The organism is Hymenobacter ginkgonis, assembly GCF_009755225.1.
Classification (GTDB): Bacteria; Bacteroidota; Bacteroidia; order Cytophagales; family Hymenobacteraceae; genus Hymenobacter; species Hymenobacter ginkgonis.
The window spans coordinates 1-25,768 of sequence record NZ_WQKZ01000008.1 but is presented as its reverse complement, the minus strand read 5'-3'; the positions used below and the strand labels follow the sequence as shown (position 1 = coordinate 25,768).

The window sequence follows — 25,768 nt, the reverse complement described above, 5'->3', positions numbered from 1 at the left end:
CCCCGCCCTAAGCTGCCTACCCCCCAGCCGGAACTTCGGGCATGAGTTACGTTCAGCTGCGCCGCCAAATTCTCGTCAATAACACCGGCCTTGGCGCCCCGTACACAGCTACCGTCGATTATTTCGACACCCTAGACCGTAAGCCCATCACCTTGCAGTTTGACAGCCAGGCCAATGACCCGGCTGCGCTCGCCAAGGGAGATGAGGTATTTCGCTACGAGTACCGCCCTGGCAAAATCCGCCTGGTGCTCTACGACGGCAACGGCAGCGTCTACACCCGCAATCTGGTCGGCGCCAACCCGACGCCCGGCGTGGGCACGGCCCTCCAACTCAAAGTCAATCCGCTCAACGCCACTACCACGGACGTGAACGCCCGCAACGGCTGCTTTGACCTGACGGGCCAGTTCGGCGTGGCGCCCTACCAGCTGGAGGTAACGGGTCAGGGTGGCCAGGCCAGCGGCTACCACCAAACGGCCACCTCGCAATTTGAAATCTACCCCGTCCGCTTCTACAACCTGGCCAACGGCGAGTATTTTGTAAAGGTCACGGATGCTACCGGCGACTTTCGCACGCAAATCGTGCGCATCGGGGTAGCGCAGTACGGCTGGCCGCGCGGGTCCGTGCTAAAAGACTACTACGCTAACCAGCGGCTAATTCGGCGTTGGTGGCTCTACAATGAGCTCAACACCCTTTCCGAAAGCTATTTTGCCAACCAGGGCAACGGCAGCGCCTACCTAGCCCCCACAGGCACGCTAGTAGACGCCTTTCTGCTGCCAGGCAGCGTGGGCGCGGTCTGGCGGCAGGTGTACGCCGACGGCACGGGGGAGGTGTACTTCGTGGACCGCGGTACGGGCACCGACAGCAGCCTGGAGCTCGACAACCTGATTCCGCTCAATCCTGATACTGAAGCCGAGCAAAACGGGGGCGTACTGGTGGAAATGCTGGCTTCGGCGCCCCCGCTTACCTTCTCGCTGCCGGGCTACCCCAGCAATCAGCACGGCAGCTTTGACGGGCTGGGCGCGGGTGATTTCGAAGTGCAGGTAGTCGATGCCGTGGGCAAGTCGGTCACGGTGCCTTTCAGCCTGCGCGCCCGCTACGGCCTGCGCTGGTACCTCGACTTTTCGGACCTGTACGGCGTGCCCTGCCGGCTTGAATTGTGGCTGCGTGATTACGTGGGCGAGCCGGAGCTAATCAAAGGCCAGGCCGACCCCGTGATTATCAAATCGGACGGTCTGAACAGCACCATCGGCGGGCAAGGCGACCTGCCTTCCGTAGTGGCCACTTCGTGCCAGGTGAACTTGAAAACCCCGCCCGATTTGCTGCTCGACGTGGAAACCGGCGACGACACGAACTGCCGCGTGGACGTGTGGCGTGATACAAAGCTGCGCTTTCGCGGCTTCGTGCAAACGGGCCTCTACGATGGCGAATTACAGGCGGGCCTTATCGACGTGAGCCTGACGGCCACCGACGGGCTGGCCGGGCTCAAGGATACCTATTTCACGGGCCACGTCGGGCAGCGCCTGGGGGGCCATCGCCGGCTGCTCAGCTCGCAGGTGCACTGCCTGGCCCGTACGAGCATAGCCCTGCCCCTGCACATCTACACCAACCGGCGCGACGCGGCCATGAGCGACGCTGATGCCCCGGAATTGGCAGCGACCACCAACCGGCTCGGCTACTGGGATGAGAGCCAGGACGAGCCGATTTTCGACCGGGCTGTACTCGAGGCGCTCGCCCAGGCTGAAGGCGGCACGCTGGTGCAGCGCGAAGGCGTGTGGCAGGTGCGCAGCATTCTCGAAGCCGCCGGCCCGGCAGCCGGCCGCGCCTACCGGCCGGCCGGCACGCCCGCCGGTGACCGGCTGGCCCCAGCGCCTACCGGCCTCGTGGAGCCCTCCACCGAGCACCGCTGGTACTGGCTTCACGCCGACCAGGCTAAGGAGGTGCGTGCGGGCTGGAAATCGCTCACGGGGACCACCGATGCCGGCTGGCTCAAGAACGCGTTTGCCGCGGGCACGGCCTTTTCCGACCCCTACGCCTGGCTGGAAGATTACTCCAAGCTGCGGCCCATCAGTGGCTGGCGCCCTGGCCTCAACGTGCTGAACTTCCCGCTGGTGTTGCAGCGCGTAGGCGAGAAAGGCAAGGACCACAGCACGCAGTGGCCTCGCAGCACAGCCAGCAAGTTACCCGACAGCCGCTACCTCGAAAGCCCCGCCTTGCCCCTGGCAGCCGGCCTGGAGGCGGTGCCCGCCTACCTCACGCTCACAGGTAAGTTCCTGCCCAGCGAGTTTTATACGGATGCCAGCAACACGAAATTCGCTGCGCCCACGACCGCTAAGCAGGCCACGCTGCCTTACGAATTCGTGGTAGATGGCCGCCCGACTGGCCTGCGGCTGGCCACCTTCGCGCTAAGCGCCCAGAGCAGCGATAAGGATACCACCTTTGAAGCGCCGCTGGACGCCCTGCCGTCGGGCGCGGGCGTGGCCACGTTGCGGGTGTACGCGTGGTTCGCCGGCGATGTGGGCCAGCTCGACAGCGCTACCCCTGCCGGCCAGCTTTCGCCTGGCATCTACGGCTACGACAAAGGATTTCTAGCTAAAGATGATTTCGGTACGGGCGTGTTTCGGCTCTTTGTTGCCAATAACGACGACGCGAAGCTGCCTTTAACCGGGGCATCCTGGACGGAACTGTTAGCCACGAACGCCAGCACGGGCCAACTGCTGCTCAGCAGCGTGGGCGTGCAGCTGCGGCCCCAGGGTGCCATCTGGGACGGGGAAGATAACTTTCGGGCTGACGGGCCAGCTGGTAACATCCGGCCCACCGAGGCCCTGAAAGTATTTCACCCCGACGTGCCCATCACGGCCGGCCTGTTTGGGGGCAATCTGGACGCGTTTGCCAAGAGCATTGCCCTGGCCGACGGCACCATGAGCACCAAATGGGCCCGCCACATCGACCTGGAGCCGAGCCCGCTCCTCGAAAGCAACGTGTACGACGTGCTCTCGCTCCGGTCCGGCCCGAGCAACCTGCTCACCGGTACTATTCGCCACGAAAACTGTGAGCCGCCCTATTTGCTCGACACCATCGACACGCCCTACGACATGCCCGGTAGGCGTTTCTGCGTGGGCGCCACCGAGTGGCATATGAAGGCGGCGGCGGTAGGCGTCTCGCTCATTCAGAACGGCGTGGGGGCCGATGCGCCCAACCCCTACGACGAGTTGCCCGACGGCGTGCGCGTGATTGACCGCCTCTATCAGTACGTTACGGGTAAGTACGTCAACTTCGCCCGCGGCACCAACGACGGCAGTGTGCGGGTACGGGGGTAGGCTGCTTGCCCCGCTTTGCCCCGCCAAGCGGCTACACTGGCTACCCCCCAGCCGGAACTTCGGGGCATGGCTGTCAAGATTATCCGCATTTACCAGTTACCAACAGTAGCTAACCCCAAGACAGAACTCGCGGGGGCGGTATTCGAAGTAGAGGTACTAGCGGGCCCGGTAGCCGGCGCTTACGTCAATAAAAAGCTGACGTATGAGCAATTCGCGGACCTTTTGGGCGGCGCCAATACCGGCCCCAACCTGCGCCCCGATGCGTTCAAGCTCGTTCGCTTCCTGACCAAAGCCGAATCAGTAGCGCATTTTGGGGGTGCTTCGCTCGAAGGCCTGCCCGCCAGCGGCCTGTGCCTGGGCACTACGGCCCGCGTAGAACTCTACACCGAGCACGATGGGGTGGGCGCCTACGAGTACAACGTGGAGATGGTCGTAGTCGTGGGGGACGCCACTTCGCCGCTGCGCGTGTTCCGGGATGGCGATTTCCTGCTCAATTCCGCCGACCCCGATGGGTTAGTGCCCGGCAAGTGGGTGCGGGCCGACAGCCTGGAGGCCGCGACGGCGGGCATTCGGCGCTACGCGGCCACCATCAACGACTGGCAGGCCGACGAGTTGATGAAAATCGCGTTTGGCGCCAGCGACTCGTTTTTCAGCGCCATCACGGCCGGCGGGCCCTTCGCGGCCCCTGCCCAGGCGGGGGTAGGCACCGCCAATTGGCGCCCAGCGGCGGTGCCCAGCCCTACCACGGCCGGCGGGGCACCGCAGTGGGTAGCTGGCAAGCAAACCGCTGGCGCCTTGGTGTATGACCTGGGCATCACCTACCGCGTGAAGGTGGACATTGCCAACTCACAGAGCGCGCCGGGGGGCAATCCCAACTTTTACGAATTGGTGGGCGCCAGCGCAGCCGTGCAGGCGCAGCACACCCAGCAGATTGCCGCCCTGCAGGGCACTTCAGCCAAAGTAGTGCTCATCGACAGCAGCAAGGCGCTTACTGGCTACGATACGCTGGCGCTCGCGGCGGCCAGTGGCAAAACCTCCCGCGCTTCGGTTTTCCTTAACCAAGCCAGTTCAGGCACGGGCGTCACGCTGACCCTCGGCGTGTTTCGCGGCAACGGCATTTATGTGGAAGGAACTGCTGCCAGTCGCTTCGTTCTCACGGCTTCCAGCATGTACGAAGCCAATATCGGCTACGGCGTCGTGGCATTCAACACGGCCTTTAACAGCATTTTTGGCAACTGCGACCTGCGGGGGTTTATGCAGGGCTGTATTCTCAACGACGGTAACACCGTAAGCAGCCCCAACACGCTGACGCTCGGCCCTGGCACGCAGACGGATGCGAATTTCTTCGATACGTTTACTAGGAACGCGGACGGCACCTATACGACGCCGCAGGCAGGAAAGGTCATCGACCAGCGCGGAGCTGGCGTAACGACGGCTCAGCTGGAAGGGGTGCGAGCGACGGCCGCCCTTACCCCCGTCCAAAGTGCCAACTATACGCTGCAAGCCAGCGACGCGGGGAATATTGTGCCGTTCTCGACTGGGGCCACTTGCACCATTCCGGCCGATACATTCGCCGTTGGTACCGTGCTAGAAATCGCGCAGGAAGGCGCCGCCGCTGTTAGCCTCGCTGGCGCCGCCGGCGTCACCCTGCGCACGGCGGGGGGCCTGAAAACGGCGGGCCAGTGGGCCAGCCTGGGCCTGCGCCAGCGGGCCCAGAACGAGTGGGTCGTAACTAACGGGGTAGCGTAATGGCGGGTATTCAACTCCACCGCCGCACCCTGGCCCCGCGGCCCGGCCCGCCCCTACCCAGCTATACCAGCTTTGTCAAGGACCCCCACTTTGCAGGCCCCATCCCCGTAGAAAATGGCTGGCAATTTGGCCAGGGCGGGGTAGGCTGGTATTACGACGCAGCCCGCCAGTGGGTAATCAACGACGGTACCTACACCGATACCATGTACTTCTACCAGCGCTTTGCCCAGCTGGGCGCTGGAAAGAATGCGCTGGTCGTATTCGACATAGAGCCCCACCCCAGCGGGCAGGCCAACCAGGGCGGGCTTTACCTGATCCTGGGCGGCATCAATAAAGCCCTGTCCGTAGCGCCAGGCCACTACGAATTTGTATTTGCCTCTGCTGACATCTCCACCGCAGAGGGCTTTTTTCTGCTGCCCCAAGGCCCTGTGCGCTTAGCCCTGAGCCGGGCAGATGGACTCTTTATTAACCCATAGCAGGCCCGCCCAGAATGATTTACCAATCGGCTAGGCCCTACTAGCTGTCCCCTACGAAGTCCTCCCCTCCTGACCTGCTACCGCTATGAATCCTGCCCTTTTAACCCCACCCTCAGCCGACCAGCAGCGCCTGCTCGATAAGCAGCGCCGGCTCACCCAGCTGCTCAAGGAGAGCAACGACACGCTGCACTACCACGATTTGCGGCGCACCGGCCTCGAAGGCACCCGCAACGCTTACCAGGCCCAACTGGCCGAAGTCACCACCCAACTCAATGCCCCGCCCCCCCCGCCCCATGGCTGATACTACCTCCGACAGCACCCTTGACAAGCTCAAGGTCTATGCGTTTCCGGCCGTGCTGGGGCTGCTCAACCTGGTGCTCACCAATCAGATTAAGGACGCGGCCACTGAAATCAAGGAAACGCGCAAGGACATCATTGAGCTCAACAGCACGGTGCAGGTGCAAAAGGTAGTAGTCGATTACCTCAACCAGCGCGTGACCAACCTGGAAACGGCCAAGAAGGAAGCCGGCGACACGCACGCCAAGATGGATGGGCGCCTCAACTCGCTGGAGCAGCGCGCCGCCATCTACGACGAGTACATGTCCAGCCACAAAACCAAGTAGCCATGCAGCTCGCCGAATTCATCCGCAAGTCCTTTTTCGATGCCACCGGCCAGCCCGACGGCAAGCTCCTGACCATCGCCGCCGTGGCGTGCGTGGTAGTGGCCACCTACCCTGTGGGCTGGATTTTCAAGGTCTGGCCGCCCGAGTACATCCACTCGCCTACGCTGCTCTTTCTGGCGGCCGGCCTCGGCATCGACGCCTACGTGACCCGCGCCAAGATTCAGGCCGATGCGCCGCCACCCCCGCCGCCACCAGCCCCCCAAGTGGAGGTGGAAAACGCGGAGAACATCACCCTGCCTCAGCCTTAGCTCTACACCCTCTTTCTTTTTTCTGCTACCCATGAGACGTTACCTACTAGCCGCGGCCGTGCTGCTGAGCACTGCCGCCTGCACCTCGAGCCGCGAGCTGATTCAAAAGCGGGCCTACCACGACCCGAAGCCCGTCGAGCTCACCAAGCAGCACGCCGAGCCGGCTGCGCTGCTGCCTGCCGGCGATACGTCGAAGCTCGCTCACCTGCCGTGGGAGCACAAGCCGAGCACGAGCCTGTTTCACCGCCTTTTTTCAAGCAAGCAGCCAGTTCCTACTAGCCAAGCGGCTGGCAATTGGCCGGTGCCTGGCAAGTGCAAAGGCTGCGTGTTTAATGTGGTGGCCGGCAACCAAACCAATAGCGCAGTGGGCAAAAAGGGCAGCGGCGCAGTCGGTGAAGGCGCGGCCGTTACGACTACCACCACTGGCAAAAATTCGGGGCCAGCCGTCATCAACTCGGACAGCTCTACCCAAAACGCCATCGGGCAGGGGGGCAACATCTCGGCTACCAATGGCAACAATAACGCCACGGAGCAAACCAAGCAGGACACCACCAAAGAGGCACCCGGCCCACTGGCGGTCATCGCCGACAACGCGACCGCCTGGCTGCCGTGGGTAGCGGGTGGCGCAGCCGTGGCCTTCTTGGTCTTTTTTCTCATTCGCCGCAAGGCCGCTAAAACGCTGGTCTAACCGATGGCTGACTTTCAACACTTCCTGCCCGGTCTGATGGGCCGCGAGGGTGGCTACGTCGACCACCCAGCCGACCCTGGCAAAGAAACCTATGCGGGCGTAGCTCGGGCCTACAATCCGCAGTGGCGCGGCTGGGCGCTGGTGGATGCCGTCAAAACCAAGCTGTGTCTGCACTCGCCGGTACCCGCTGCCAAGTATGCGGCCATCAACCAGGCGCTGCACGGCAACGCCGAGATGCAGGTGCTCATCAGTGCCTTTTACAAGGCCAGCTACTGGGATGAGCTGCAACTCGACCACGTGAGCAGCCAGGCGCTGGCCGAGCAAATGGCCGACCACGGCACCAACGCCGGTACCAGCCGGCCGGCCAAGATGATTCAGTTCGCCGTGAACCAGGTAGCGGGTAAGCCGCTGCTGGTAGTCGATGGCCAGCTGGGCATGAAGAGCGTCACGGCCATCAATGCGGCTGACCAAGCCAAGCTGCTCAAAGCGTTTGTGCAACTGCGGCGCGACCACTACGAGTACCGCACCGGGGTACGCACGCCAGCGCCCGACGTGCTGGCCCTGCTCAAAAGCCTGAAGGTGGTGCCCGACCCCACGCAAAAAGTATTTCTCAAATCTTGGCTGGCTCGCCTGCCGAAGTAATCCCTTTTTCTGCCATGTTAAAACTCATCATCACGTTCGCCGTGTGGGCTGGCCTGAGCTACCCCATCTACAAATTCATCGCCCCCTGGGCCGTCATCGTGTACGGCGTCGTTTCGCTGGCCTGCCTGCTCATCTGGGCAGCCAAGCGCAAAAAGCCGGCTCAGTAAATGACGGCGCTCCTCTTTAGCCTCTACACCGTGCTGAGCGGGGCGCAGCAGGGCATTATTACCTGGCTATTCCGAGAGTATGTACCCGAGTCGCGCCGCGATTGGGTACATGCGGCGCTGCACTACGGTGGGGTAATTATCTACCTGCTACTGGTGGCCTACTGCGGCTATGTGGCCAGCTGGCATGGCTGGGTACTGTTGCTTGTCGAAGCATCTCTATCGCGGGCGCTGCTCTTTGACCCAGCGCTCAATACTAGCCGTTCTTGGTTCAACTACCGCGAGGGTAGGGCCTGGGGCAACCTCTTCGAAGTGGGTACCACGGCTGCCGGCGATAAGGCCCTGCGCTGGTTGGCGGAGAAGCTCAACTGGTTACCTGAGCGCCTACGGCTAGGGCTGTGGGTACTTTCACTACTGCTAGCCAGTAGTTGGAAGCTACTGACTAAGTAAAGTATACCTTAATCAGCAATTTGTTTTGAAATATAGCGCGTAATTGAGTTGAATTATAAAACAGCTTGCCTGCTTCTTTAGCTACTATTATCCCAAAGTCCTGGCCTTATAACCAGGGCCTTTTAGTACTTTTTCTAAAATATCTTATCTTAACAAATTAACGATTTTTCAGGTCTTTTTTGTGATTTCAGTTAAAAAATCTGGCTATTGTTAAGTGAAGTTCATATTGCCCCCTCGCAATAGCGTAGAGATTGATAGGTTAGGTAGCCAAAGACGTGCGACCTTTGCCTTTATAAATGACCCTCGTAGTTTAGCATGGGAACCGTCGATTCCTCGCGTACTGATTTCCTTACCCGGGTTCTCACTTCCTCCTTTCCGAATATGCCTGCAAAGCGCTTTCGCTTTACGGATGGTGAGGTAGGAGCCGTTTATACCATGGGACTGCATCCGCAATCCAAGTTACCCCACCCTGTAGTACTCTTCGTATCCTCCTTTCCGCCCTCTTATCAGGGCACGACGCATCACTTTGGCCTCGTATTCTCGGAAAAGCTGGTGAGCAGTGCTAGCGAGGCTGCTACCCTGCTGGCGCAATTCACCTACCAAGAAGCTGCCCGCTATCGGGCTAGCTGCTTAGTCTAAAGCATTGGCGTTACGCTGTTATAAGCGTGAATACTAGTTGCTTTTTTAGGACAATGTTAATAAATAGTGCGTACTTTGTTGACCTACCCTATTAGGCAGGTAGGCATTACTGTTATGGCATTTTTTACTCCTCATGCTGCTAAATATTAATACGGACCCGCGGGACCACAGTACGTGTGCCCTGAGCTACGAGGAAGAAAATCACTGGTTACGGGCTACTTGGCGAGGATACGTGGACCCCGTTGAGGCGATGCGAGGGGCGGAGGCGTACTTACTGCACGCAGCTCGTACGCCGTGCTCCTTGCTCCTTAACGACAACTCTCAACTGCGGGGACCTTGGTTTGATAGCCTCGATTGGCTGGCGGAAGTCTGGGTACCCCAAGCCAGCCGCCTGGGGCTACGCTGCGTAGCCCACGTGCTGCAAGCTGACCGGCATTCGGATATCATTCCTACCCGGCTGCCAGATTCTGTGCCCTTCGAATTGCAGATATTTCAAAACCTGGAAGACGCGCAGGATTGGCTCAAGCAGTGGCACCTCGCCTCCTAGTACTACACGAGCTATATTGGCTTTCGCCGGCCGCTGGCAAAGCCGAGAAAGAAACCAGAATCATCCTAAAAGCCCCGGCCAGTAAGGTCGAGGCTTTTTTTTATAACTGAATTTGCATTAATTTTGGGATAAGTATGATTAATTGAGAATTGGATCAGGAAAAAGCTGCTTATGAGGTCATATATGGCTAATTTCTCGCAAGGCCCTCCAAATTTTAAAACTCAGCTTTGCATTTTTAAGGGTTCTAATGGGTTTGGGGGATTCCAGTATGGCCATTGTTATCTGCTGCGCTTCACTGTTTTAAATGATTGGCAGGTGGCAATTGACCGCTTAGCGCAGACGCCACTTATTGTAAGCACTGAGCAGTTTAAAGAGTGGTGGCCACTCGCTTCCGAAAAAGCCCCAGGCGATTAGGCTGGGGCTTTTTTTAGCGCTGGCTTCGGAGCCGCCAGCTTCAGCAACTGGGTCGCTCACCTCGTCATGGCTGGCCTGTACGGTGTCATCATAGTCTATATCAGCCACATCGTAGTCAGGCTCAAAGTTGGGGTCGGGCTTGCGTTCAGGTTTAGCCAATAGTAGAAAGGAGTGAAGCTTCTACTATTGGCTAAACCTGAACGCAAGCCAGCACCTTATTTTGTGGCTATGACCCTGGATAACTTCAACCTACTTTCCTTTAAGGGCCAATTAGGGGTAGTGCTGAAGGAGGGCACGTTCTTAGCTCAACGCTGGGTGGAAGGATTCGGCGGTGTCAACCTCTATTACTTACCAGACGGCGGTCGCGGCTTCTTTGCCGAGGTGGGTATTGACGAGGAGCATGACTGCTTCGTCGTGGTGCATAGCTTCAGCAGCAATGGGCCACTAGAGGATTATGGGCAGGGGGTGCAGTTGCCGGAGGGGTGGACATGAAAGAGCCCCGGCTGCTGGACTGATGCTGGACTGATGCTTTTTTGCCTTTTATTCCGTAACCCGTTCTTTATAGATGCTAATGCAATCAGGACAAGCAACACTGCCTACCGCTAGTATAGTTGATGTTGCCCGGGCCGCCGAAGATGCGGCGCTTGATTTTTCTTGGTCGTCGACCATAGAAAGCTCTTATGTGGGTGCAAAATCGGGTGCAAAACAAAAAATCCCCCTCCACTATGCGCAGAGAGGGATTTCAGTGGAGCTGCAGGGATTCGAACCCTGGTCCAGACAAGGAAGACAACGTGCTTTCTACGTGCGTATCTATGCTTGGATTTTCGAAGAATTCCAGGCGCACATCAGGCCCTTGAAATTCTCTTAGCTGCAGTTGGGTTTCGCCTCCAAATCACAGCTCTTCGAAGGCTAGTTTCTACTTACGACGCTCCGAACTCCCAGGTGTAAAAACTTACCCGAGCGGAACGATGGCAGTGCTTAGTTCTGAACTAGGCAGCCATGGCGTACGAATAGTCGCCAGTTGTTGTTTGATAGATTTTTTGGCGGGAGAGCTTCCATCAACTCCCGGCACGCTTACCCGCGACTTGCGCAAGCTGTCAATTCCGGTCAGCCCCAATTTAGAAAGAACGAGGTCCGCCTCCGAAGAGGCGAGGCACAAAGATACGTTAGGTAGCCACTAAATGTTTTGGGGCTAGTTTTTGTTCTTGTCCAGCAGGCATTAGTCCGTTGCGGCTCCCCATTCTTGGCGGGCCGAGGCTTACCCTACCGCGGGGCTTGGGTATCTTTGCTAGCGTATCGACTATGGAAAATTTTGTTGTTTCGGCCCGAAAGTATCGTCCGGCCACGTTCAGAAGCGTGGTGGGGCAGCAGCACGTCACGACCACCCTGCAAAACGCCATTCAGAGCCAGCATTTAGCGCAGGCCTTCCTGTTTTGCGGGCCCCGGGGGGTAGGCAAGACTACTTGCGCCCGCATTTTGGCCAAGACGATTAACTGCACCAACCTTACGGCTGAGGCTGAGGCCTGCGGCGTATGCACCTCGTGCGTGGCCTTCCAGGAAAATGCCTCTTTTAACGTGCACGAGTTGGATGCTGCCTCGAATAATTCGGTCGAGGATATTCGCTCGCTAGTGGAGCAGGTGCGCTACGCACCGCAACAGGGGCGCTACAAAATTTATATTATTGACGAGGTGCACATGCTCTCAAATGCGGCCTTCAACGCTTTTTTGAAGACGCTAGAAGAGCCGCCGAGCTACGCCATTTTTATTCTGGCTACTACCGAGCGTCACAAGATTATTCCTACCATCTTGTCGCGCTGTCAGATTTTTGACTTCAACCGCATTCGAGTTGACGATATCAAGGAGCATCTGCGCTACGTAGCTACTAGCGAGCACATAACGGCCGACGATGATGCCCTGCACCTGCTAGCCCAAAAAGCCGATGGCGGCCTGCGCGACGCGCTTTCGATGTTTGACCAGCAGGTGACATTTGCTGGCAACAATTTGACCTATAAGGAGGTAGTGCAAAACCTGCACATCCTCGACTACGATTATTATTTCCGGCTAGTAGATGCCCTGTTGCGCGAAAATCTGTCGGCGGCGCTGTTGCTGCTCGACTCCGTGATGCAGCAAGGGTTTGACTTACATAATTTTGTGGTAGGCACTGCCGAGCATTTACGCGGCCTGCTGGTGTGCAAAGACCCCGTGACGGTGCAGCTGCTAGAAGTCTCTGACAACATTCGGCAGCAGTACGTGCGGCAGGCGCAGGCTGCGCCGCTGCCCTTCTTGCTCTCGGCTCTGAACTTGGTAAGCCAGTGCGACCGCGATTTTAAACAGGCTAAAAACCAGCGCTTGCACGTGGAGCTAGCCCTTATGAAGCTGGCGTATTTAAATGAGGCTGTGCAGTTTGTGCGCGACCTTAACCCCGATGCCCACTCTCGCCCGGCGCCTGCCAGCCCAAAACCAGCCCTAGACAACGGCGAGGCTAAAAAAAAAACTAGCAGCTTAGCCGAAAGCCCCGCTCCGGTGACGCCTACCTCCACCACAGCGCCCGCAGCAGCCACTACGCCGCTGGTGCATGCGCCCGCGCCTGCCGATGGCCCCGACCCGCTACCCGTCGAGAACGGGGTAGCGGAGCTACACGCTACCCCAAGCATTGAGGACGCCGAAGCGCCGCCCGTTACAACGCGCCACCAAGTGCTCGATACGCTGCCTCATATCGAAACTGGCCGGCCCAGCATGCAGGGCCTGGAGCCCAACCATCGGCCCACTGATGTGCGGCCCAGCCCGCCCGCTCCCCAGCCAAGTGTAGCAGCCCCTACCCTGCCTAAACTGCCTAGCTTAGCCAATCGCCTGCCTGGCCTACGCGACTTAGGTACGCCCACAGCTACGGCGGCCCGACCCGTTGCAGCCGTAGCCGAGCCTGTGGCGGCATCTACCGGGCCCCTACCCCCCATTGCGCCCGAACTGTTGCAAAAAATTTGGCAGCAGCTAGCCGATGAGCGCCGCGCTCAGGAGAAGATGAGCGACTATATGGTGCTCAACCGCACCGTTTCGGCCGATGCAGGCCACATCATCACCCTCACGGTGGATAATCCGGTGCAGGTGGTGCAGTTCAATGAGTTTCGAGCTGAGTTTATGGCTGAGCTACGGCGGCGCACCGGCCACCCCGGCCTTACGGTGCAAACGGAAGTGGCCACGGCCGCGCCCACGGGCCGCAAGCTGTATACGTCGAACGACAAGTTTGCCTATCTAGCTGAAAAATACCCGGCCCTGCAAGAAATGAAACAGCGTTTGGGCTTGGATGCCGACTTTTAAGATCGGTCTAAAAGAAGGGGGGTAGAGCTGGAGGTCGCTCAAACTCAGCGAACGACCTACGGCCCTACCCCCCCTTCTTTTAGACCGGTTTTATAATACTTGTCCCAGCCCAAACAACACCGTGAATACTAGCGTACTCAAGGCCATTTGCTTTAACAGTGGGTCGAGGCGCATCGACTCTTGCCGCACCCAAACCTGGTAGCCGTTGAAGGCAAATAAAGGAAGGCTCAGCACGAATAGCCACTGCCAGGGCGAATGGTACGTGAGCGCCACGTAGAGCACCGCACTCCCTACCCCCAGTAGCAGCAGCAACCAATGGTAGCGGCGGGCATGGCGCGGCCCGAGCCGCACCGGCACCGTGATTTTACCGGCTAGCTTGTCCGAAATTATGTCCCGGATATTATTGACATTCAGCACAGCTGCTGAGAAACAGCCCAGGCTAGCAGCGGGCAATAATACCGCCAGCGGTAGCGAGCGCGCTAACTCATGCTCTTGCGAATACGCTTGTAAAAAGTAGGTGCCGCACACGCCTACTAGCCCAAAAAACAGAAACACTGACACGTCGCCCAGCCCGGCGTAGCCGTAGGGCCGTGCGCCCGCTGTGTAATTAATGGCAGCCCAAATGGCGCCCAATCCTAGCACAAAAAAAGCCAACAGCACCCACGTGCTCGCCACACCCAGCGCCACTAGCAGCAGCGCAATGCCACTTCCCAGCGCTGCTGCCCCAAAGCCCCACATGGCGCGCTTCATTTCGGCCGGTGTGATAGCCCCGCTCTGCACGGCCCGCTCCGGGCCCTGGCGGTGCACACTATCGGCGCCGTTTTGCGAATCGCCGTAGTCGTTGGCCAGGTTGCTAAGTATCTGCAGCAGAATGGTGGTAAAAGCTGCCAGCGCTACCACAGGGCCATTGAAGTGCCCAGTAGCTTTCGCCAGAAAGCCGCCCGTCAGAATGCTGGCCAAGGCCAGCGGCAGGGTGCGAGGACGGAAAGCAGAAATCCAGGGAGACATGTTTTGGGTATTATTATAAAGACTAGTACCACTATTCGCTAATGCAGAACGTCATGCTGCGCTTGCCGAAGCCTCTTTACCACACCACTAGAATTACTAATCTATGCAGCGTAGTAGAGATGCTTCGGCAAGCGCAGCATGACGTTCTATATTTTTAAAACGGCTTACTTCGAAATATCAGCCACCAGCTCTTCACTCAAAGGCTTCACTTTGGAGGGGTAGAACTTCACTACGTGGCCCTTTTCATCAACCAGGTATTTACAGAAATTCCAGGTTGGGGCGTCGCTTACGGCCCCATTCTTATCCTTGTCGGCCAAGAACTTATAGAGGGGGGCAGCGTCGTCGCCCTTCACAGGCACCGTCGAAAACAGCGGGAACGTCACGCCGTAGTTCTTCTCGCAAAAAGACGAAACTTCTTCGTCAGACGCTAGCTCTTGGTTGAAGCTGTTGGAAGGGAAACCCAAGACGGTCACCTTCTTACCGTATTTTTTTGATAACTCCTCAAGCTCCTTATACTGCGGCGTGAAACCGCACTTAGACGCCGTATTGACAATGAGGATTTTCTTGCCCTTGTACTTACTCAACTTCACTTCTTTCCCGTCAATGGTTTTGACGGTGAAATCGTAAACGGTACCGGGCGCGGCCACTGTTTCGGTGGGGTGCATAAGGGTAGGCTGATGGTTGATGAAGGCCAAGCTGAGCGTGGTGGCCGCAGCTAAGGCAAGGGCAGTAAATTTCATGACAAACAGAAGTTTAGGAGGCTGGTAGTCGCTGATAACCACCGGGCCGAAAAGAAGTTCAACTAGCGCTGCCTCCCCCTACGGGCGAGTGCCGGGGGGGGTAGGGGCCGGGGGCGCGGCACTAGCATCGGGGGCTGGCTCCGCGGGTTTGGCGCCGGTATTAAGCAGGTCGATGAGGTTGAGGGGCGTAAACTGTGCCGTGTCGCCGGGCTGCACGGTGCGGGTAGTGTCGCGGGCAGTCACGATGTACGTACGAGCGGGCCCGTTGAGGTTTACAGAATAGCTCAGGTTGCCGCGCTCGCCGTTCGAAATCAGGCCTTTATTCTCCATGATATCGGCAATAAACTTGAAGTACCAGCGCGTGGTGGCGCGCAGCCCGCCGTAGCTATTGAAGGACTGGCGGTAGTATTTCGGCTTGGGAATGATGCTGGCTAGGTAAATGCACTCGTCCAGGTTGAGCTCGCTAGGGCGCTTGCCGTAGTAAAACAGCGCCGCTTCTTTGATGCCGTACACGCCGCGTTTGCCGCTGGGCCACTTATACTTGGTAGGGCCCCATTCTACAATGTTGAGGTAAATCTCGAACATACGCTCCTTGGTAAGCGTGTGAGCCCGTTGCACCAGCCAGTTTTCAATGAGCCACACAATGAGCATTTCCTCTGCTTTGCGGCCCACCGTTTTTTGGCGGTTCAAAAATACGTTTTTCACCAACTGCATGCTGAGCGTGCTACCCCCACGGGCAAAGCGCTTCTCCTTAATATCCTCGATGGCTGCGTTCACAAACGCCTTTTCCATGAAGCCATGGTGCCGAAAAAACTGCGGGTCCTCGGTGGTTTGAATAACGGCCGGCATGTAGTGCGACACGTCGGCGAAGGACGTGAAGTCGGGATTGCTCGGCCCTACCTTAAATGTGCGCAGCGAATCGCCTTTGTCATTGTAGGCCGTGAAAGGAAAATCGCGCTCCAGCATACTCAGGTCTTCGGCGCCGAAGTGCGTGATGCTGAAATCTTTGCTGGGCGTCAGCGACGACTTGAGGTGCAAGCTGTCTACCTGCGCCAGGTTCACGTCGGCGTTGAGGTGGTAGGTAAGGGTGCCCGTGCCCGCCGTGCCTGCCACGACATCGAACATGCCCTCGGGCAGCGAGTTAAAGAAGGCATTTGTGGGCGTCGTGTCCGAATCAATTTTGAGGTTGATGGCAAGCCGGGGCTTGAGGCGCACGGCTACTTCGGGATGAAATACGAGCTGGTTGAGCACGGCTCGCGTGCCTTCGTCGAGCGCCAGCGTGCCACGCCCCAGCTTAGCCACAAAATCGAGCTCGCCGTGGTGAATTACGATATCCTCCGAAGCTAACCGCTTATGAAAAAAGCTAAAATTGCTGGCCGCTACCGTGCCGCGCACCACCAGCTCGCCGCCGGTTTGGGCATCGCTGGTAAACTCCTTATCCGTCAACTGCACCCGAATGGTATCGAACGAAACCAACGCCCCAAAGCGCTGTGCCACGTAAGGCACCTGCACGGAAGTCTTCACGCCAAACAGCTTGAGGTTCATGGCATAATCGCTGGGGGCGATGGTACCACTTACCCCTAGCTCATTCACTACCGAATCGACGTTGGCCGTGAGTTGGCCGCGCACTTCCCCATCTTTAATCGTAAGCTGCGGCATGGCCAGCTGCACCCGGTGGTGTGGGCTGTCGTAGCTCACCACAAATTGCCGAAAGTCGGCTTCGCCGGGTACGCTACCGAAACCGGCATCGAGTATTTGGTTAAGCAATAGGCCGTAATTGGCGCCGCGCGTAGTGTCACGGGCTACTGGCGCGGGACCTTTGCGCTTCAGCAGAAAAGAGAAATTATTGCTCCCATTGGTGGCTTTGTGCGCAGTCAGGTGCGCCCGGTCTATTTGTAGCTCGCTAAATACCGGCCGCCCTGCGAATAGCGAGCGCACGCTTAGGCCAGCCAGTAGGCGGCGGGCCGTCAGCAGCGTATCGCCGGCGGCCGAAGCACCTGCGGCTTCCGTCGGTACTAGGCTCATACCAGCTATCTCCACGGTGCTCAGCCCCGTAAAGCGCGCTGGGCCTAGCGTGAGGGTAACCGGGTACTTGCGCTCGACGCGGGTTTTCACTTCGCCTAGCGCGTACATCAGCAGCTGTTGGCGCTTCCATAAAAACACGCCGAGCGCTAGCAGCAAAAGCGCCAGCAAGCCGGCCAGTGAATAAATAATTCGTTTTTTCGCAAGAGCTGATACGCGCATATCCGCAAAGTTAGCCGGGTTGGCGGTTTCTGATTTCTGCTTTCTGATTTCGCGCGGCGGGTTTTTGCTAGGGCTTTAGCAATGGGTAGCAGTAATTACCAGCCAGCAGCAGCGCCTGCGCACCCCATTGCCCGCTAGTTTTGCTGCCCGAACCTAGCTCGCCGGAGAAATCCGCTACCCCCATTATGCTCACTGCCCTTTCGCCGCTCGATGGCCGCTACCAGCGCCAAACTGCTCCCCTCGGCCCCTACTTTTCGGAACTGGCCCTGATGCGCTACCGGGTGCGGGTCGAAGTAGAGTATTTCATTGCGCTTTGCCAGCTGCCCCTACCCCAGCTTGCCGCAGTGCCTGCCGCTGTGTTTCCCGCGTTGCGTGCCCTATACGAGCAGTTTGGTGAGCCCGAGGCGCAGGCCATCAAGGCCCACGAAGCCGTAACTAACCACGACGTCAAAGCCGTGGAATACTACCTACGCGATGCCTTTAAGCAACTTAACCTAGAGGCATTTGTCGAGTTTATTCACTTCGGCCTGACTTCGCAAGACATTAATAATACGGCCATTCCGCTCAGCCTACAGGAAGCAATGGCGGAGGTGCTGCTGCCGCAGTTTGAGCGAGTGCAGCAGCAGTTGGCGCAGCAAGCGGCGGGCTGGGCGCAGGTGCCTATGCTAGCCCGTACCCACGGCCAGCCCGCCTCGCCCACCCGCCTAGGCAAGGAGCTAGCAGTATTTGGGGCGCGGCTCGAGGGGCAGTTTGCGCTGCTGCGCCAAGTACCCTACGCGGCTAAATTTGGCGGGGCCACCGGGGGGTTCAATGCGCATTTTGCCGCCTACCCCCTCACCGACTGGCATGCCTTCGCCACGCAGTTTGTCAACGAAACCTTGGGCCTCCAGCGCACTTTTCCTACCACCCAAATTGAGCCCTACGATAACCTGGCGGCTTTCTGCGACGGTCTTAAGCGACTGAATACCATATTAATCGACATGTGCCGCGATATGTGGCAATACATTTCGATGGGGTATTTCAAACAGACCCTAAAAGCGGGCGAAGTGGGGTCGTCGGCCATGCCGCACAAGGTGAACCCCATCGATTTTGAGAACGCCGAAGGCAACCTGGGCGTGGCATCAGCCCTGCTCGAACACTTTGCGGCCAAGCTACCCATTTCGCGGCTCCAGCGCGACCTCACCGACTCGACAGTGCTGCGCAACTTGGGCGTACCGCTGGGCCATATCCTCATTGCGCTCAATTCTATTGGGCGCGGCCTGGGCAAACTTGCCCTGGACGAAAGCGCCCTGCAACGCGACCTGGAGGCCAACTGGGCGGTATTGGCCGAGGCCATCCAAACCATTTTGCGGCGCGAAAGCTACCCCGACCCCTACAATGCGCTTAAGCAGCTCACGCGTACCGGTGAGGCCATTTCGGCAGCTACCATCGCTGGCTTCGTCGATGAACTCGACGTACCTGAAGCCGTGAAGGCGGAGCTACGAAGCCTTACGCCCGCTACCTATGTAGGCCAGTAGCGGGCGCAAGGTTGCGAGCTCTTTTAATTTCTTCGGCGGCCTTTAGCTCTGCTAACGGCGGCTGCCGCTTACGCATTTAGTCTCGGCTACTTTCTCCCTGGAACGGGGGCGATGGCCGGGGCTAGCTATTTTTGCGCTTCGTCTCTTTGCTTTTTGCGTGTCTCAGCTCCTTCACGATATCCCCGTTCGCCCCGACTGCCGTTTTTTTCGCGGCGACCTGCCCTGCCGGCCTAACAAGGAACACGGTTATATGTGCGGCGACTGCCCAGTGTATGAGCCTGTTACTAAACGCATACTGCTTATTAAGCTAGGAGCCATTGGTGATGTCATCCGCACTACGCCGCTGCTGCGTCGCTTGCGCCAAGAGTACCCCGGCTGCTACATCACGTGGCTTACGCTCACGCCGGCTATTCTGCCGCAGCAGGAAGTAGAGGAGATTTTGAAATTTGACTACGCTAGTTCGCTCCAACTTCAAGCCCGGCACTTCGACGTTGCCATCAATCTAGACAAGGAGAAAGAAGCTTGCGCCCTGCTGCTCAAGGTGCAGGCCGAGCGCAAGTTTGGTTACACCCTACGTCCTTACGACGGCGTGGCCTGGCCCCTCAACGACTTAGCCGACCACAAGTACCTCACCGGCGTTTTCGACCAGCTGAGCATCGGCAACACCAAGCCCTACGTGCAGGAGATTTTTGAGCTATGTGGGTTTGATTTCCGGGGCGAAGAGTACGTGTTTGACACCCACGACGATAAAGGCTACGATTGGCGGGCCCTACCCCCTGCCATGGCCGGCCCGCGCATTGGCCTCAATACCGGCTGCGGCGACCGCTGGACCACCCGCCTTTGGAGCACCGAAAAATGGATTGCCCTCATTGCCCAGTTGCAAGCGGCTGGCTACGCGCCCGTGCTGCTGGGTGGCGAAGCCGAGCATCCCCGCAACCTCGAGTTGCAAGCCGCCACCGGCGCGGCCTACCTGGGCATCTTTCCCCTACCCCAGTTCATCAATCTCATGAACCAGATGGCGGGCATCGTAACGCAGGTTACGATGGGTATGCACATCAGCATTGCCCTGCGTAAGCCTACCATTCTGATGAACAATATTTTTAACCCGCACGAATTTGACCTTTACGGCCGCGGCCAACTAGTGGGACCCAACAAGCAGTGCGTATGCTTTTACCGTGGCAGCTGCCGCCTCGGCACCAGCTGCATGGAAGACCTACCGGCCGAAAAAGTATTCGGGGCAGTTGTTGAAAGCGTGCCCTTTGCCGGCTAAACGCACGCCTATCCCCCTCCGCTTTGCTAAGGGGGGTAGGGATAACTAATTCTTCAGCCCCGCCACTTCCTTTAGGGCCGCTACCATCACTTCCCACGAAAACTGCTGCTTCACCTGCCGCGTACCTGCTTCAAAGAGCGCCTGTTTAGCGGGGTGCGCGTAAAAATCGACCAGCGCATCGGCGATAGCAAGAGGGGTAGGCGGCACTACGTAGCCCACCACGCCGTCTGGTATTAGCTCAGCCAGCCCCCCCACATCAGTTACCAGCATGGGCCGCTCGAAGTGATATGCTACCTGCGATACCCCACTCTGCGTAGCATTTTTGTAGGGCTGCATCACTATATCGGCCGCGCAGAAATAATCAGCTACCCGCTCGTTCGGAATAAAGTCGGTAGCTCGCACTAGCTTACCCTCTAGCTGGTATTTTTGGATGATGACCTCGTATGGCGCAGCATCTTCATAAAACTCACCAGCTACAATTAGCTTGATGGGTAGCGCAGCCAAACGTGCATCAGCTAGCGCCTCCAGCATAATATCGAGCCCTTTATAGGCTCGGATAAAACCAAAAAAGAGCAAATAGTGAAAATGAGGGGGTAGGCCCAATGCCGCCAGCGCCGTTGCCCGGGGCTTAACGGGTCCAAAATTATCGTACAGCGGGTGTGGCCGGTAGAGTGCCGGCTGCCGCCCAAAACCCAGCCGCTGCAAATCGGCGAGCACACTGCGGCTCATGGTCACGAAGCCATCGCAGGCACTTAAAAAATAGCGCGTAAGCGGACCGTCACCAGGCCGTTTTTCGTGCGGCACCACGTTGTCGGTGATGGCTACCACGCGCGTGTGCCCATTGCCGCGCACTAGCCGCGCAATAGTACCCAGCGCTGGCCCCATAAACGGCAGCCAGAAGCGAAATACCAACAAGTCGGGCCGCTCGCGGCGCAGGCGTCGGCCTACCGCCAGCCACGTCAGTGGGTTCACCGAATTGATACTGACCTCGATAGATAAATCGGCTGGTCCTGGCTCGGTGCTAAACTGCGTTTGCCCCGGAAATAGAAAACTAGGGTACTGTAATGAAAACGTGACGAGGCGCACGTCGTCGCCTGCCGCCCGAAAAGCCCGCGCCAAACGCTCATTATACGTAGCTAGCCCGCCCCGCAGGGGGTAGGCTGGCCCCACAATTACCACTTTCATCGGATGGTTTCTCGCACGAGGTAATCATTGCGGCGCGGCCCATTTAGCTGCACCATTTCGGCCAGAAAACCGGCTAAAAATAACTGCACACCAATAATGACGGCCACCAGCGAAAAGAAAAACAACGGCTGGTCGGTCACGTTGCGGGCCCGCAGGTTGTGGAGCGATAGATACACTTTCTCGCTCGTCAGCCACAAAGTCAGTAGCATGCCTACTAAGAACGATAGTGAACCCAGAGTACCAAAAAAGTGCATCGGCCGGCGCCGAAACCGGCTCACAAATGTGATGCTGGCTAAATCCAGAAACCCGTATACAAAGCGCTCCAAACCGAATTTGGTCACCCCGTATTTGCGCTCCTGGTGCTGCACCACTTTCTCGCCTATCTTCCGAAAGCCGTTCCACTTCGCTATCACCGGAATGTAGCGGTGCATCTCGCCGTACACCTCTATTGCCTTCACCACGCGCTGGTCGTAGGCTTTCAACCCGCAATTGAAATCGTGCAGCTGAATGCCCGAAATCCAGCGCGTAGCCCCATTAAATAGCTTGGTGGGAATGGTCTTCGACAGGGGGTCAAAGCGCTTCTGCTTCCAACCGCTAACCAAGTCGTAATGGTCCTCCGTTATCATCCGGTAGAGTTCGGGCAACTCCTCGGGCGAATCTTGCAAGTCAGCGTCCATGGTACACACTACCCGTCCTACTGCCGCATTAAAGCCCACATTCAGCGCCGCCGACTTGCCATAATTTCGGTTAAACCGAATGCCTCGCAGGGCCATATCGCTGCCTGCAAGTGCTTCAATTACCGTCCATGAGTCGTCGGTTGAACCGTCATCAATCAGAATAACCTCGTATGATAGCCCTCGTGCTGTCAGCACCCGCGCTATCCAGCGCGTTAGTTCGGGCAGTGATTCTGCCTCGTTCAGCAAGGGAATCACAATGGATAGCTCTACCGGAAAAGCAGTTGACTTATTCAAACTCAGGTTTAGGGTTTTTAATAATTGCGGAGGTTATCAGACTGATAATTACTCCGAAGATTAATGAGCCCAGCAAGACAATTATTAATAAGATAGGGCCACTGGTAAACTTGGCTGATATGGCCATAGCTTGGTCTATTTGAGCATCCGACATATTGCCCCGTGCTTCCATATCAGTGCGCGCCTTTTCCATGGCCCGTGTCATCACATCCGCGTCTATAAAATGGGTATACACATACGTGAACAACGCGCTAAGCACGCCCACTACCAGCGAAAGCAATGCTCCAATTGTCATCCCATCGCCATAGCTCATGAACCCTGCGTTTAACTGCTTGTAATTGCGTTGCGCCAGAATAATGCCTACAACCAGTACCACCGTTGTTAGAAACTTGGCAGCCGAATTCTGGTCTAGCTGCAAAGCGTAAATAGCGAACGAGACAATAATGCTAACCAAACCTGTAAGCAGGCCATAACGCATTCCTATTGCGCTAGGGGTTACTAGAGAAGAGGTGTTTTCGGTAGTCATTTTCGCAGATGAAAGAGTTGAGTGGTTCTATTGCGGAAAAATACAGTCTATCAAGGAAGTAAAGCATTAGCGTGCATTTCTGCACAAAAATATACCCTGCATATTCTTGTTAATCAACGCGTTGATGGTCATAATAAAACATTTATTTGCGCAGAAACAGTCCACTAGGCACCGCCACTAGCATACCTAGTAGCACCACCCAAGTGAAAGTACCTCGTGCTAAATCATTAACCGACAAAGCCGCCGCTTGCTGTAATTCCTGCTTCTCAAACTCCGCATTGCGTTTCTCTTTGGGCCTTAACTTTTGCTGTACCCGCGTTATCTCTATCATCTCAGCTCGGCTACGCGCCAAAGCCGGCTCTCCCAGCCCACGTGCTAAACCCCAAGTACTACCCGCCGCTATCAGAGCGGCTATCAATACAGTAAGCCCTCCCACAGCTAGCGAACGCCCTACCCCAGGCCGTGCCGGTGCTACTTGGCTACGTAGTAGCCATTGGCTGCCCGCTGCCGCTAGTGGCACTAGTAATAAGCCCATTATTTGCTTAGGGCTAAATGGGTTATTGCCAGTCCATTGCAGAAATAACAACCACATTGAGCAGGCTACCCCTGCTCCTACCCCAAAGCGCAGTGCCAACCGCCCTACCCCCCCTTGCGAACCAGAGGTGTTTACTGAATCCGTAAGCGGTTTATTTGGAGGCAACATAGCGTAGTTTGTAACTAGCCGGCAATATACGGCTACTAGCGGGCCTCACGAGCCGCTGCTAAGCCGCTACAACTGGCTTAGCGAGTACTTTAGGCCGCCCAAATCGCAAAACCAACCCTTCTAGTAACAAACAGCCTAGCACTACAAGCAAGCAGTAGCGCCAGAGGGCTTGTCCATTCTGCTCTGCCTGGTAATTTGCCAGCGCATTCACCTGGTCATCAGCATTCAGAATGTGTACATTAGGATGGTTTGGCCCAATCTGCTGTTGCAATTCAGCGGCTGAGTAAGTAATTAAATTCGATTCACTCCTATCTATATTGAATGCCAGCGTGGTTAACGTTTTGCCACGCAGTTGAAGGTTATAAAAACCTGGTTGATTCATCTCCGATGGAATTTCCAGCTGCAAGCTCGCCCCACGCAACCGCTGGGTTGGCACGAAGGTCGAGCTGTCTCGAATTAGTCGAAAAGCGGCGTTTTCTTGCCTGTTTGCCTCAGTAGTAGTTGCTACTTCTAAAGAAACCACTGGTTCGTTCAACCGATAAGCCAAACGCTGATTAGCGTGGTAGCTCTGCATAGCAAGCCGATATAATACCGGTATAAACAGCCCTTGCGTAGTAAAATCGCCGTAGGCTTTGGTAAAGGGAGCCGTAAACACGTAGGTATGCCCCATTCCTAAAGTACTGTATTCTGCTAAATAGCTATCGCCATCACGCAGCCGCAGAATGTCCGTCCCTGCGCGCCCTAACCGTATTACCGGTGATACTTGAGGCATTACTACCTGGCGGGCTTGCGCCCCAAATACATCCTTAAAAAAAGGGTTGCCTGCACTCGGCATCGCTACCTCTTGCAAGGCTGGTGGGCTAACTTCCCACTGCACATTCCCTACGCCCAGCGCTCGTAGTAGTTGTGAAGTTGACCCTCGCTCAGCTGCTGCACCCGATGGAATTACGACTATACTGCCACCTTGCTTCACAAACTCAACTAATGCAGCCTGCAGACCAGTATTAACCTCTGTTAATTCTCGCAGTAACACCAAGTTTGCTTTGCGCACATCGTTATAATTTACCTGCTGTTCTTTGGCAAATGAATAGGTAAATAGTGATTCCGAACTATAAGCCTGTTGTGCTACCGGCTCAGTGCCTATCTCAAGCACCCGAATTGCTGGTGTTGGCCGTAGGGCAAAGAAAAAGCTGTTATCAAAAGTCACTGGAATATCTCCACTCAGCACTTCTCCTAACATTTGCTTATCACTAGCTAGCTGTACCTGCACAACAGTAGTGTATGACTGCCCTGGTTCTATGGTCACTTTAAAAGCAGCTACTTGTTGTTTACCCAATCTGACTTTAATAGGACAATTGGCATCAACCTGTGTTCCACCATTACGCAACCGAATATGCAAGGCAATATTGGTGTGCATGCGTACGAAAGCATCATCGAGCCATACACTGTCTACATATATATTAGCAGTTGCCTTGGCTATCTGAGGTACTAAAACTACTTCTTTATCAGGGCTAATAGATTGTAGAACATTAACGCTGCTAGTACCTTTCTGAAAATCCGAAAATATATATACTTTATCTTGACTCTCACTTAATAATTGCTGTCTACTCGCAGTACCATCCCAAGTAGTACGATTATTCGCTTGAGCTATTTCAATAACCTTGCTTAAATAAGCAGGCTGAGTTACTACCCCTCCTATCTGGCCCACTAAGTGGAAATGAGTGGCTGCACTAAAACCCTTACCCAACGCCTGTGCCTGGGTAATCGCTACCTGCAACAGAGAACTCTGCCCTCCCCCTTTGGCCTGCATACTAGGAGAGGTATCAAGCAGAACTTGCACCGCCCTATCCCCTCTTGCTTGGCGACGAGCGGGAATGAACGGTTGTGCAAAGACCAAAACCAGAAACGTAATACCAAAAATCCTTAGCAGAAGAACTAATAGTTCCTGTATGCGTCGCCGCTGGATAGTTGTCAATTCTACTTCACGAATAAAATTGGTATTAGTGAACAGCAGTCGTTGTGGCCGCCGTAGTTGTAATAAGTGAATGATTATAGGAACCACAACTGCTAGTAGCCCCCACAAAAAAACTGGATACAGAAATTGCATATACTAACAAATTGGCCATAATAGCTAGCCATAAGCATAACTGCAAAAATACCCTATTTATTCCTTAAACCCCGAATGCCTTCGCTTGATATCGATTCGTAGGGATTAACGGGGGCAGTGGTGGGATAGGGTTAAAAAGCAAAAGCCCTTCTTACAGCGCTGGTA

The 25,768-nt window shown here is 56.6% G+C and carries 25 protein-coding genes and 1 other RNA gene; 16 read left to right on the top strand and 10 right to left on the bottom strand.

Annotated elements, in window-relative coordinates:
* Positions 1–41: 41 nt before the first annotated feature.
* The 12 genes from GO988_RS21515 (at position 42) to GO988_RS21460 (ending at position 9,603) form a co-directional block, all read left to right on the top strand.
* Positions 42–3,317: a hypothetical protein gene (locus tag GO988_RS21515; protein ID WP_157569529.1), complete on the top strand. Its 3,276-nt coding sequence runs from the start codon at positions 42–44 to the stop codon at positions 3,315–3,317.
* 66 nt (positions 3,318–3,383) lie between these two features.
* Positions 3,384–5,066 carry a hypothetical protein gene (locus GO988_RS21510; protein ID WP_157569527.1) on the top strand — a complete coding sequence of 561 codons (1,683 nt, stop codon included), beginning with the start codon at positions 3,384–3,386 and terminating at the stop codon, positions 5,064–5,066.
* The gene (locus GO988_RS21505; protein ID WP_157569525.1) at positions 5,066–5,542 is read left to right on the top strand and encodes a hypothetical protein; all 477 of its coding nucleotides are present in this window, start codon (positions 5,066–5,068) and stop codon (positions 5,540–5,542) included. Before GO988_RS21510 ends, GO988_RS21505 begins: the two co-directional genes overlap by 1 nt.
* A gap of 85 nt (positions 5,543–5,627) precedes the next feature.
* Positions 5,628–5,843: a hypothetical protein gene (locus GO988_RS21500; protein WP_157569523.1), complete on the top strand. Its 216-nt coding sequence runs from the start codon at positions 5,628–5,630 to the stop codon at positions 5,841–5,843.
* Positions 5,836–6,165 carry a hypothetical protein gene (locus GO988_RS21495; protein WP_157569521.1) on the top strand — a complete coding sequence of 110 codons (330 nt, stop codon included), beginning with the start codon at positions 5,836–5,838 and terminating at the stop codon, positions 6,163–6,165. The genes GO988_RS21500 and GO988_RS21495 overlap by 8 nt, the downstream gene beginning before the upstream one ends.
* A gap of 2 nt (positions 6,166–6,167) precedes the next feature.
* The gene (locus GO988_RS21490) at positions 6,168–6,473 is read left to right on the top strand and encodes a hypothetical protein (RefSeq protein WP_157569519.1); all 306 of its coding nucleotides are present in this window, start codon (positions 6,168–6,170) and stop codon (positions 6,471–6,473) included.
* A gap of 31 nt (positions 6,474–6,504) precedes the next feature.
* Positions 6,505–7,161, top strand: a complete 657-nt coding sequence (locus GO988_RS21485; protein ID WP_157569517.1) for a hypothetical protein — start codon at positions 6,505–6,507, stop codon at positions 7,159–7,161.
* Positions 7,162–7,164: 3 nt separating this feature from the next.
* A complete protein-coding gene (locus GO988_RS21480; RefSeq protein ID WP_157569515.1) occupies positions 7,165–7,803 on the top strand; it encodes a glycoside hydrolase family 108 protein in 639 nt (212 codons plus the stop codon).
* A gap of 14 nt (positions 7,804–7,817) precedes the next feature.
* The gene (locus GO988_RS21475; RefSeq protein ID WP_157569513.1) at positions 7,818–7,970 is read left to right on the top strand and encodes a hypothetical protein; all 153 of its coding nucleotides are present in this window, start codon (positions 7,818–7,820) and stop codon (positions 7,968–7,970) included.
* On the top strand, positions 7,971–8,417 hold the full coding sequence (locus GO988_RS21470) for a hypothetical protein (protein WP_157569511.1): 447 nt from the start codon (positions 7,971–7,973) through the stop codon (positions 8,415–8,417).
* A 381-nt stretch (positions 8,418–8,798) separates the two neighbouring features.
* Complete coding sequence (locus tag GO988_RS21465) at positions 8,799–9,056, top strand: hypothetical protein (RefSeq protein ID WP_157569509.1); 258 nt, start codon at positions 8,799–8,801, stop codon at positions 9,054–9,056.
* 133 nt (positions 9,057–9,189) lie between these two features.
* Positions 9,190–9,603 carry a hypothetical protein gene (locus GO988_RS21460; RefSeq protein WP_157569507.1) on the top strand — a complete coding sequence of 138 codons (414 nt, stop codon included), beginning with the start codon at positions 9,190–9,192 and terminating at the stop codon, positions 9,601–9,603.
* A gap of 330 nt (positions 9,604–9,933) precedes the next feature.
* On the opposite strand, the gene GO988_RS21455 is transcribed toward GO988_RS21460, so the two are convergent.
* A complete protein-coding gene (locus tag GO988_RS21455) occupies positions 9,934–10,176 on the bottom strand; it encodes a hypothetical protein (protein ID WP_157569505.1) in 243 nt (80 codons plus the stop codon).
* 69 nt (positions 10,177–10,245) lie between these two features.
* On the opposite strand from GO988_RS21455, the gene GO988_RS21450 reads away from it, so the two are divergent.
* Complete coding sequence (locus GO988_RS21450) at positions 10,246–10,509, top strand: hypothetical protein (protein WP_157569503.1); 264 nt, start codon at positions 10,246–10,248, stop codon at positions 10,507–10,509.
* 251 nt (positions 10,510–10,760) lie between these two features.
* Here GO988_RS21450 and ssrA read toward each other — a convergent pair.
* Positions 10,761–11,132, bottom strand: a transfer-messenger RNA (tmRNA) gene (ssrA, locus tag GO988_RS21445).
* Positions 11,133–11,319: 187 nt separating this feature from the next.
* Here ssrA and GO988_RS21440 point away from each other — a divergent pair.
* Positions 11,320–13,332 (top strand): DNA polymerase III subunit gamma/tau, encoded by a 2,013-nt coding sequence (locus tag GO988_RS21440; protein WP_157569501.1) that lies wholly within the window; start codon positions 11,320–11,322, stop codon positions 13,330–13,332.
* 90 nt (positions 13,333–13,422) lie between these two features.
* Here the strand turns inward: GO988_RS21440 and GO988_RS21435 are convergent, their stop codons facing one another.
* From GO988_RS21435 to GO988_RS21425, 3 genes are all read right to left on the bottom strand, one after another.
* Entirely contained in the window at positions 13,423–14,340 is a 918-nt protein-coding gene (locus GO988_RS21435) for a 1,4-dihydroxy-2-naphthoate polyprenyltransferase (protein WP_157569499.1), read from the bottom strand.
* Between the two features lie 164 nt (positions 14,341–14,504).
* Positions 14,505–15,080, bottom strand: coding sequence for a glutathione peroxidase (locus GO988_RS21430; RefSeq protein WP_157569497.1), 576 nt, complete (start codon positions 15,078–15,080; stop codon positions 14,505–14,507).
* A 78-nt stretch (positions 15,081–15,158) separates the two neighbouring features.
* Positions 15,159–17,324, bottom strand: coding sequence for a transglycosylase domain-containing protein (locus GO988_RS21425; RefSeq protein ID WP_157569495.1), 2,166 nt, complete (start codon positions 17,322–17,324; stop codon positions 15,159–15,161).
* 185 nt (positions 17,325–17,509) lie between these two features.
* On the opposite strand from GO988_RS21425, the gene purB reads away from it, so the two are divergent.
* Positions 17,510–18,841, top strand: coding sequence for an adenylosuccinate lyase (gene purB / locus GO988_RS21420; protein ID WP_157569493.1), 1,332 nt, complete (start codon positions 17,510–17,512; stop codon positions 18,839–18,841).
* A 157-nt stretch (positions 18,842–18,998) separates the two neighbouring features.
* Positions 18,999–20,111, top strand: a complete 1,113-nt coding sequence (locus GO988_RS21415; RefSeq protein WP_157569491.1) for a glycosyltransferase family 9 protein — start codon at positions 18,999–19,001, stop codon at positions 20,109–20,111.
* A 45-nt stretch (positions 20,112–20,156) separates the two neighbouring features.
* Here GO988_RS21415 and GO988_RS21410 read toward each other — a convergent pair whose 3' ends face one another.
* The 5 genes from GO988_RS21410 to GO988_RS21390 all read right to left on the bottom strand — a co-directional run bounded on the left by GO988_RS21410 (position 20,157) and on the right by GO988_RS21390 (position 25,603).
* Complete coding sequence (locus tag GO988_RS21410) at positions 20,157–21,296, bottom strand: glycosyltransferase (RefSeq protein ID WP_157569489.1); 1,140 nt, start codon at positions 21,294–21,296, stop codon at positions 20,157–20,159.
* Positions 21,293–22,267, bottom strand: a complete 975-nt coding sequence (locus tag GO988_RS21405; RefSeq protein WP_157569487.1) for a glycosyltransferase family 2 protein — start codon at positions 22,265–22,267, stop codon at positions 21,293–21,295. Before GO988_RS21405 ends, GO988_RS21410 begins: the two co-directional genes overlap by 4 nt.
* On the bottom strand, positions 22,260–22,793 hold the full coding sequence (locus GO988_RS21400) for a DUF4199 domain-containing protein (RefSeq protein WP_157569485.1): 534 nt from the start codon (positions 22,791–22,793) through the stop codon (positions 22,260–22,262). Before GO988_RS21400 ends, GO988_RS21405 begins: the two co-directional genes overlap by 8 nt.
* Positions 22,794–22,935: 142 nt before the next feature.
* On the bottom strand, positions 22,936–23,496 hold the full coding sequence (locus tag GO988_RS24815; protein WP_157569483.1) for a DUF4199 domain-containing protein: 561 nt from the start codon (positions 23,494–23,496) through the stop codon (positions 22,936–22,938).
* 58 nt (positions 23,497–23,554) lie between these two features.
* Positions 23,555–25,603: a BatA domain-containing protein gene (locus GO988_RS21390; RefSeq protein WP_232341647.1), complete on the bottom strand. Its 2,049-nt coding sequence runs from the start codon at positions 25,601–25,603 to the stop codon at positions 23,555–23,557.
* Positions 25,604–25,768: the final 165 nt, after the last annotated feature.

Coding starts and splice junctions, on each gene's coding strand:
- GO988_RS21410 (WP_157569489.1), bottom strand. CDS start 21,296: ATGAAAGTGGTAATTGTGGGGCCAGCCTACCCCCTGCGGGGCGGGCTA.
- GO988_RS21390 (WP_232341647.1), bottom strand. CDS start 25,603: ATGCAATTTCTGTATCCAGTTTTTTTGTGGGGGCTACTAGCAGTTGTG.
- GO988_RS21450 (WP_157569503.1), top strand. CDS start 10,246: ATGACCCTGGATAACTTCAACCTACTTTCCTTTAAGGGCCAATTAGGG.
- GO988_RS21490 (WP_157569519.1), top strand. CDS start 6,168: ATGCAGCTCGCCGAATTCATCCGCAAGTCCTTTTTCGATGCCACCGGC.
- GO988_RS21480 (WP_157569515.1), top strand. CDS start 7,165: ATGGCTGACTTTCAACACTTCCTGCCCGGTCTGATGGGCCGCGAGGGT.
- GO988_RS21515 (WP_157569529.1), top strand. CDS start 42: ATGAGTTACGTTCAGCTGCGCCGCCAAATTCTCGTCAATAACACCGGC.
- GO988_RS21495 (WP_157569521.1), top strand. CDS start 5,836: ATGGCTGATACTACCTCCGACAGCACCCTTGACAAGCTCAAGGTCTAT.
- GO988_RS21400 (WP_157569485.1), bottom strand. CDS start 22,793: ATGACTACCGAAAACACCTCTTCTCTAGTAACCCCTAGCGCAATAGGA.
- GO988_RS21460 (WP_157569507.1), top strand. CDS start 9,190: ATGCTGCTAAATATTAATACGGACCCGCGGGACCACAGTACGTGTGCC.
- GO988_RS21510 (WP_157569527.1), top strand. CDS start 3,384: ATGGCTGTCAAGATTATCCGCATTTACCAGTTACCAACAGTAGCTAAC.
- GO988_RS21425 (WP_157569495.1), bottom strand. CDS start 17,324: ATGCGCGTATCAGCTCTTGCGAAAAAACGAATTATTTATTCACTGGCC.
- GO988_RS21435 (WP_157569499.1), bottom strand. CDS start 14,340: ATGTCTCCCTGGATTTCTGCTTTCCGTCCTCGCACCCTGCCGCTGGCC.
- GO988_RS21500 (WP_157569523.1), top strand. CDS start 5,628: ATGAATCCTGCCCTTTTAACCCCACCCTCAGCCGACCAGCAGCGCCTG.
- GO988_RS21485 (WP_157569517.1), top strand. CDS start 6,505: ATGAGACGTTACCTACTAGCCGCGGCCGTGCTGCTGAGCACTGCCGCC.
- purB (WP_157569493.1), top strand. CDS start 17,510: ATGCTCACTGCCCTTTCGCCGCTCGATGGCCGCTACCAGCGCCAAACT.
- GO988_RS24815 (WP_157569483.1), bottom strand. CDS start 23,496: ATGTTGCCTCCAAATAAACCGCTTACGGATTCAGTAAACACCTCTGGT.
- GO988_RS21475 (WP_157569513.1), top strand. CDS start 7,818: ATGTTAAAACTCATCATCACGTTCGCCGTGTGGGCTGGCCTGAGCTAC.
- GO988_RS21440 (WP_157569501.1), top strand. CDS start 11,320: ATGGAAAATTTTGTTGTTTCGGCCCGAAAGTATCGTCCGGCCACGTTC.
- GO988_RS21465 (WP_157569509.1), top strand. CDS start 8,799: ATGCCTGCAAAGCGCTTTCGCTTTACGGATGGTGAGGTAGGAGCCGTT.
- GO988_RS21505 (WP_157569525.1), top strand. CDS start 5,066: ATGGCGGGTATTCAACTCCACCGCCGCACCCTGGCCCCGCGGCCCGGC.
- GO988_RS21430 (WP_157569497.1), bottom strand. CDS start 15,080: ATGAAATTTACTGCCCTTGCCTTAGCTGCGGCCACCACGCTCAGCTTG.
- GO988_RS21470 (WP_157569511.1), top strand. CDS start 7,971: ATGACGGCGCTCCTCTTTAGCCTCTACACCGTGCTGAGCGGGGCGCAG.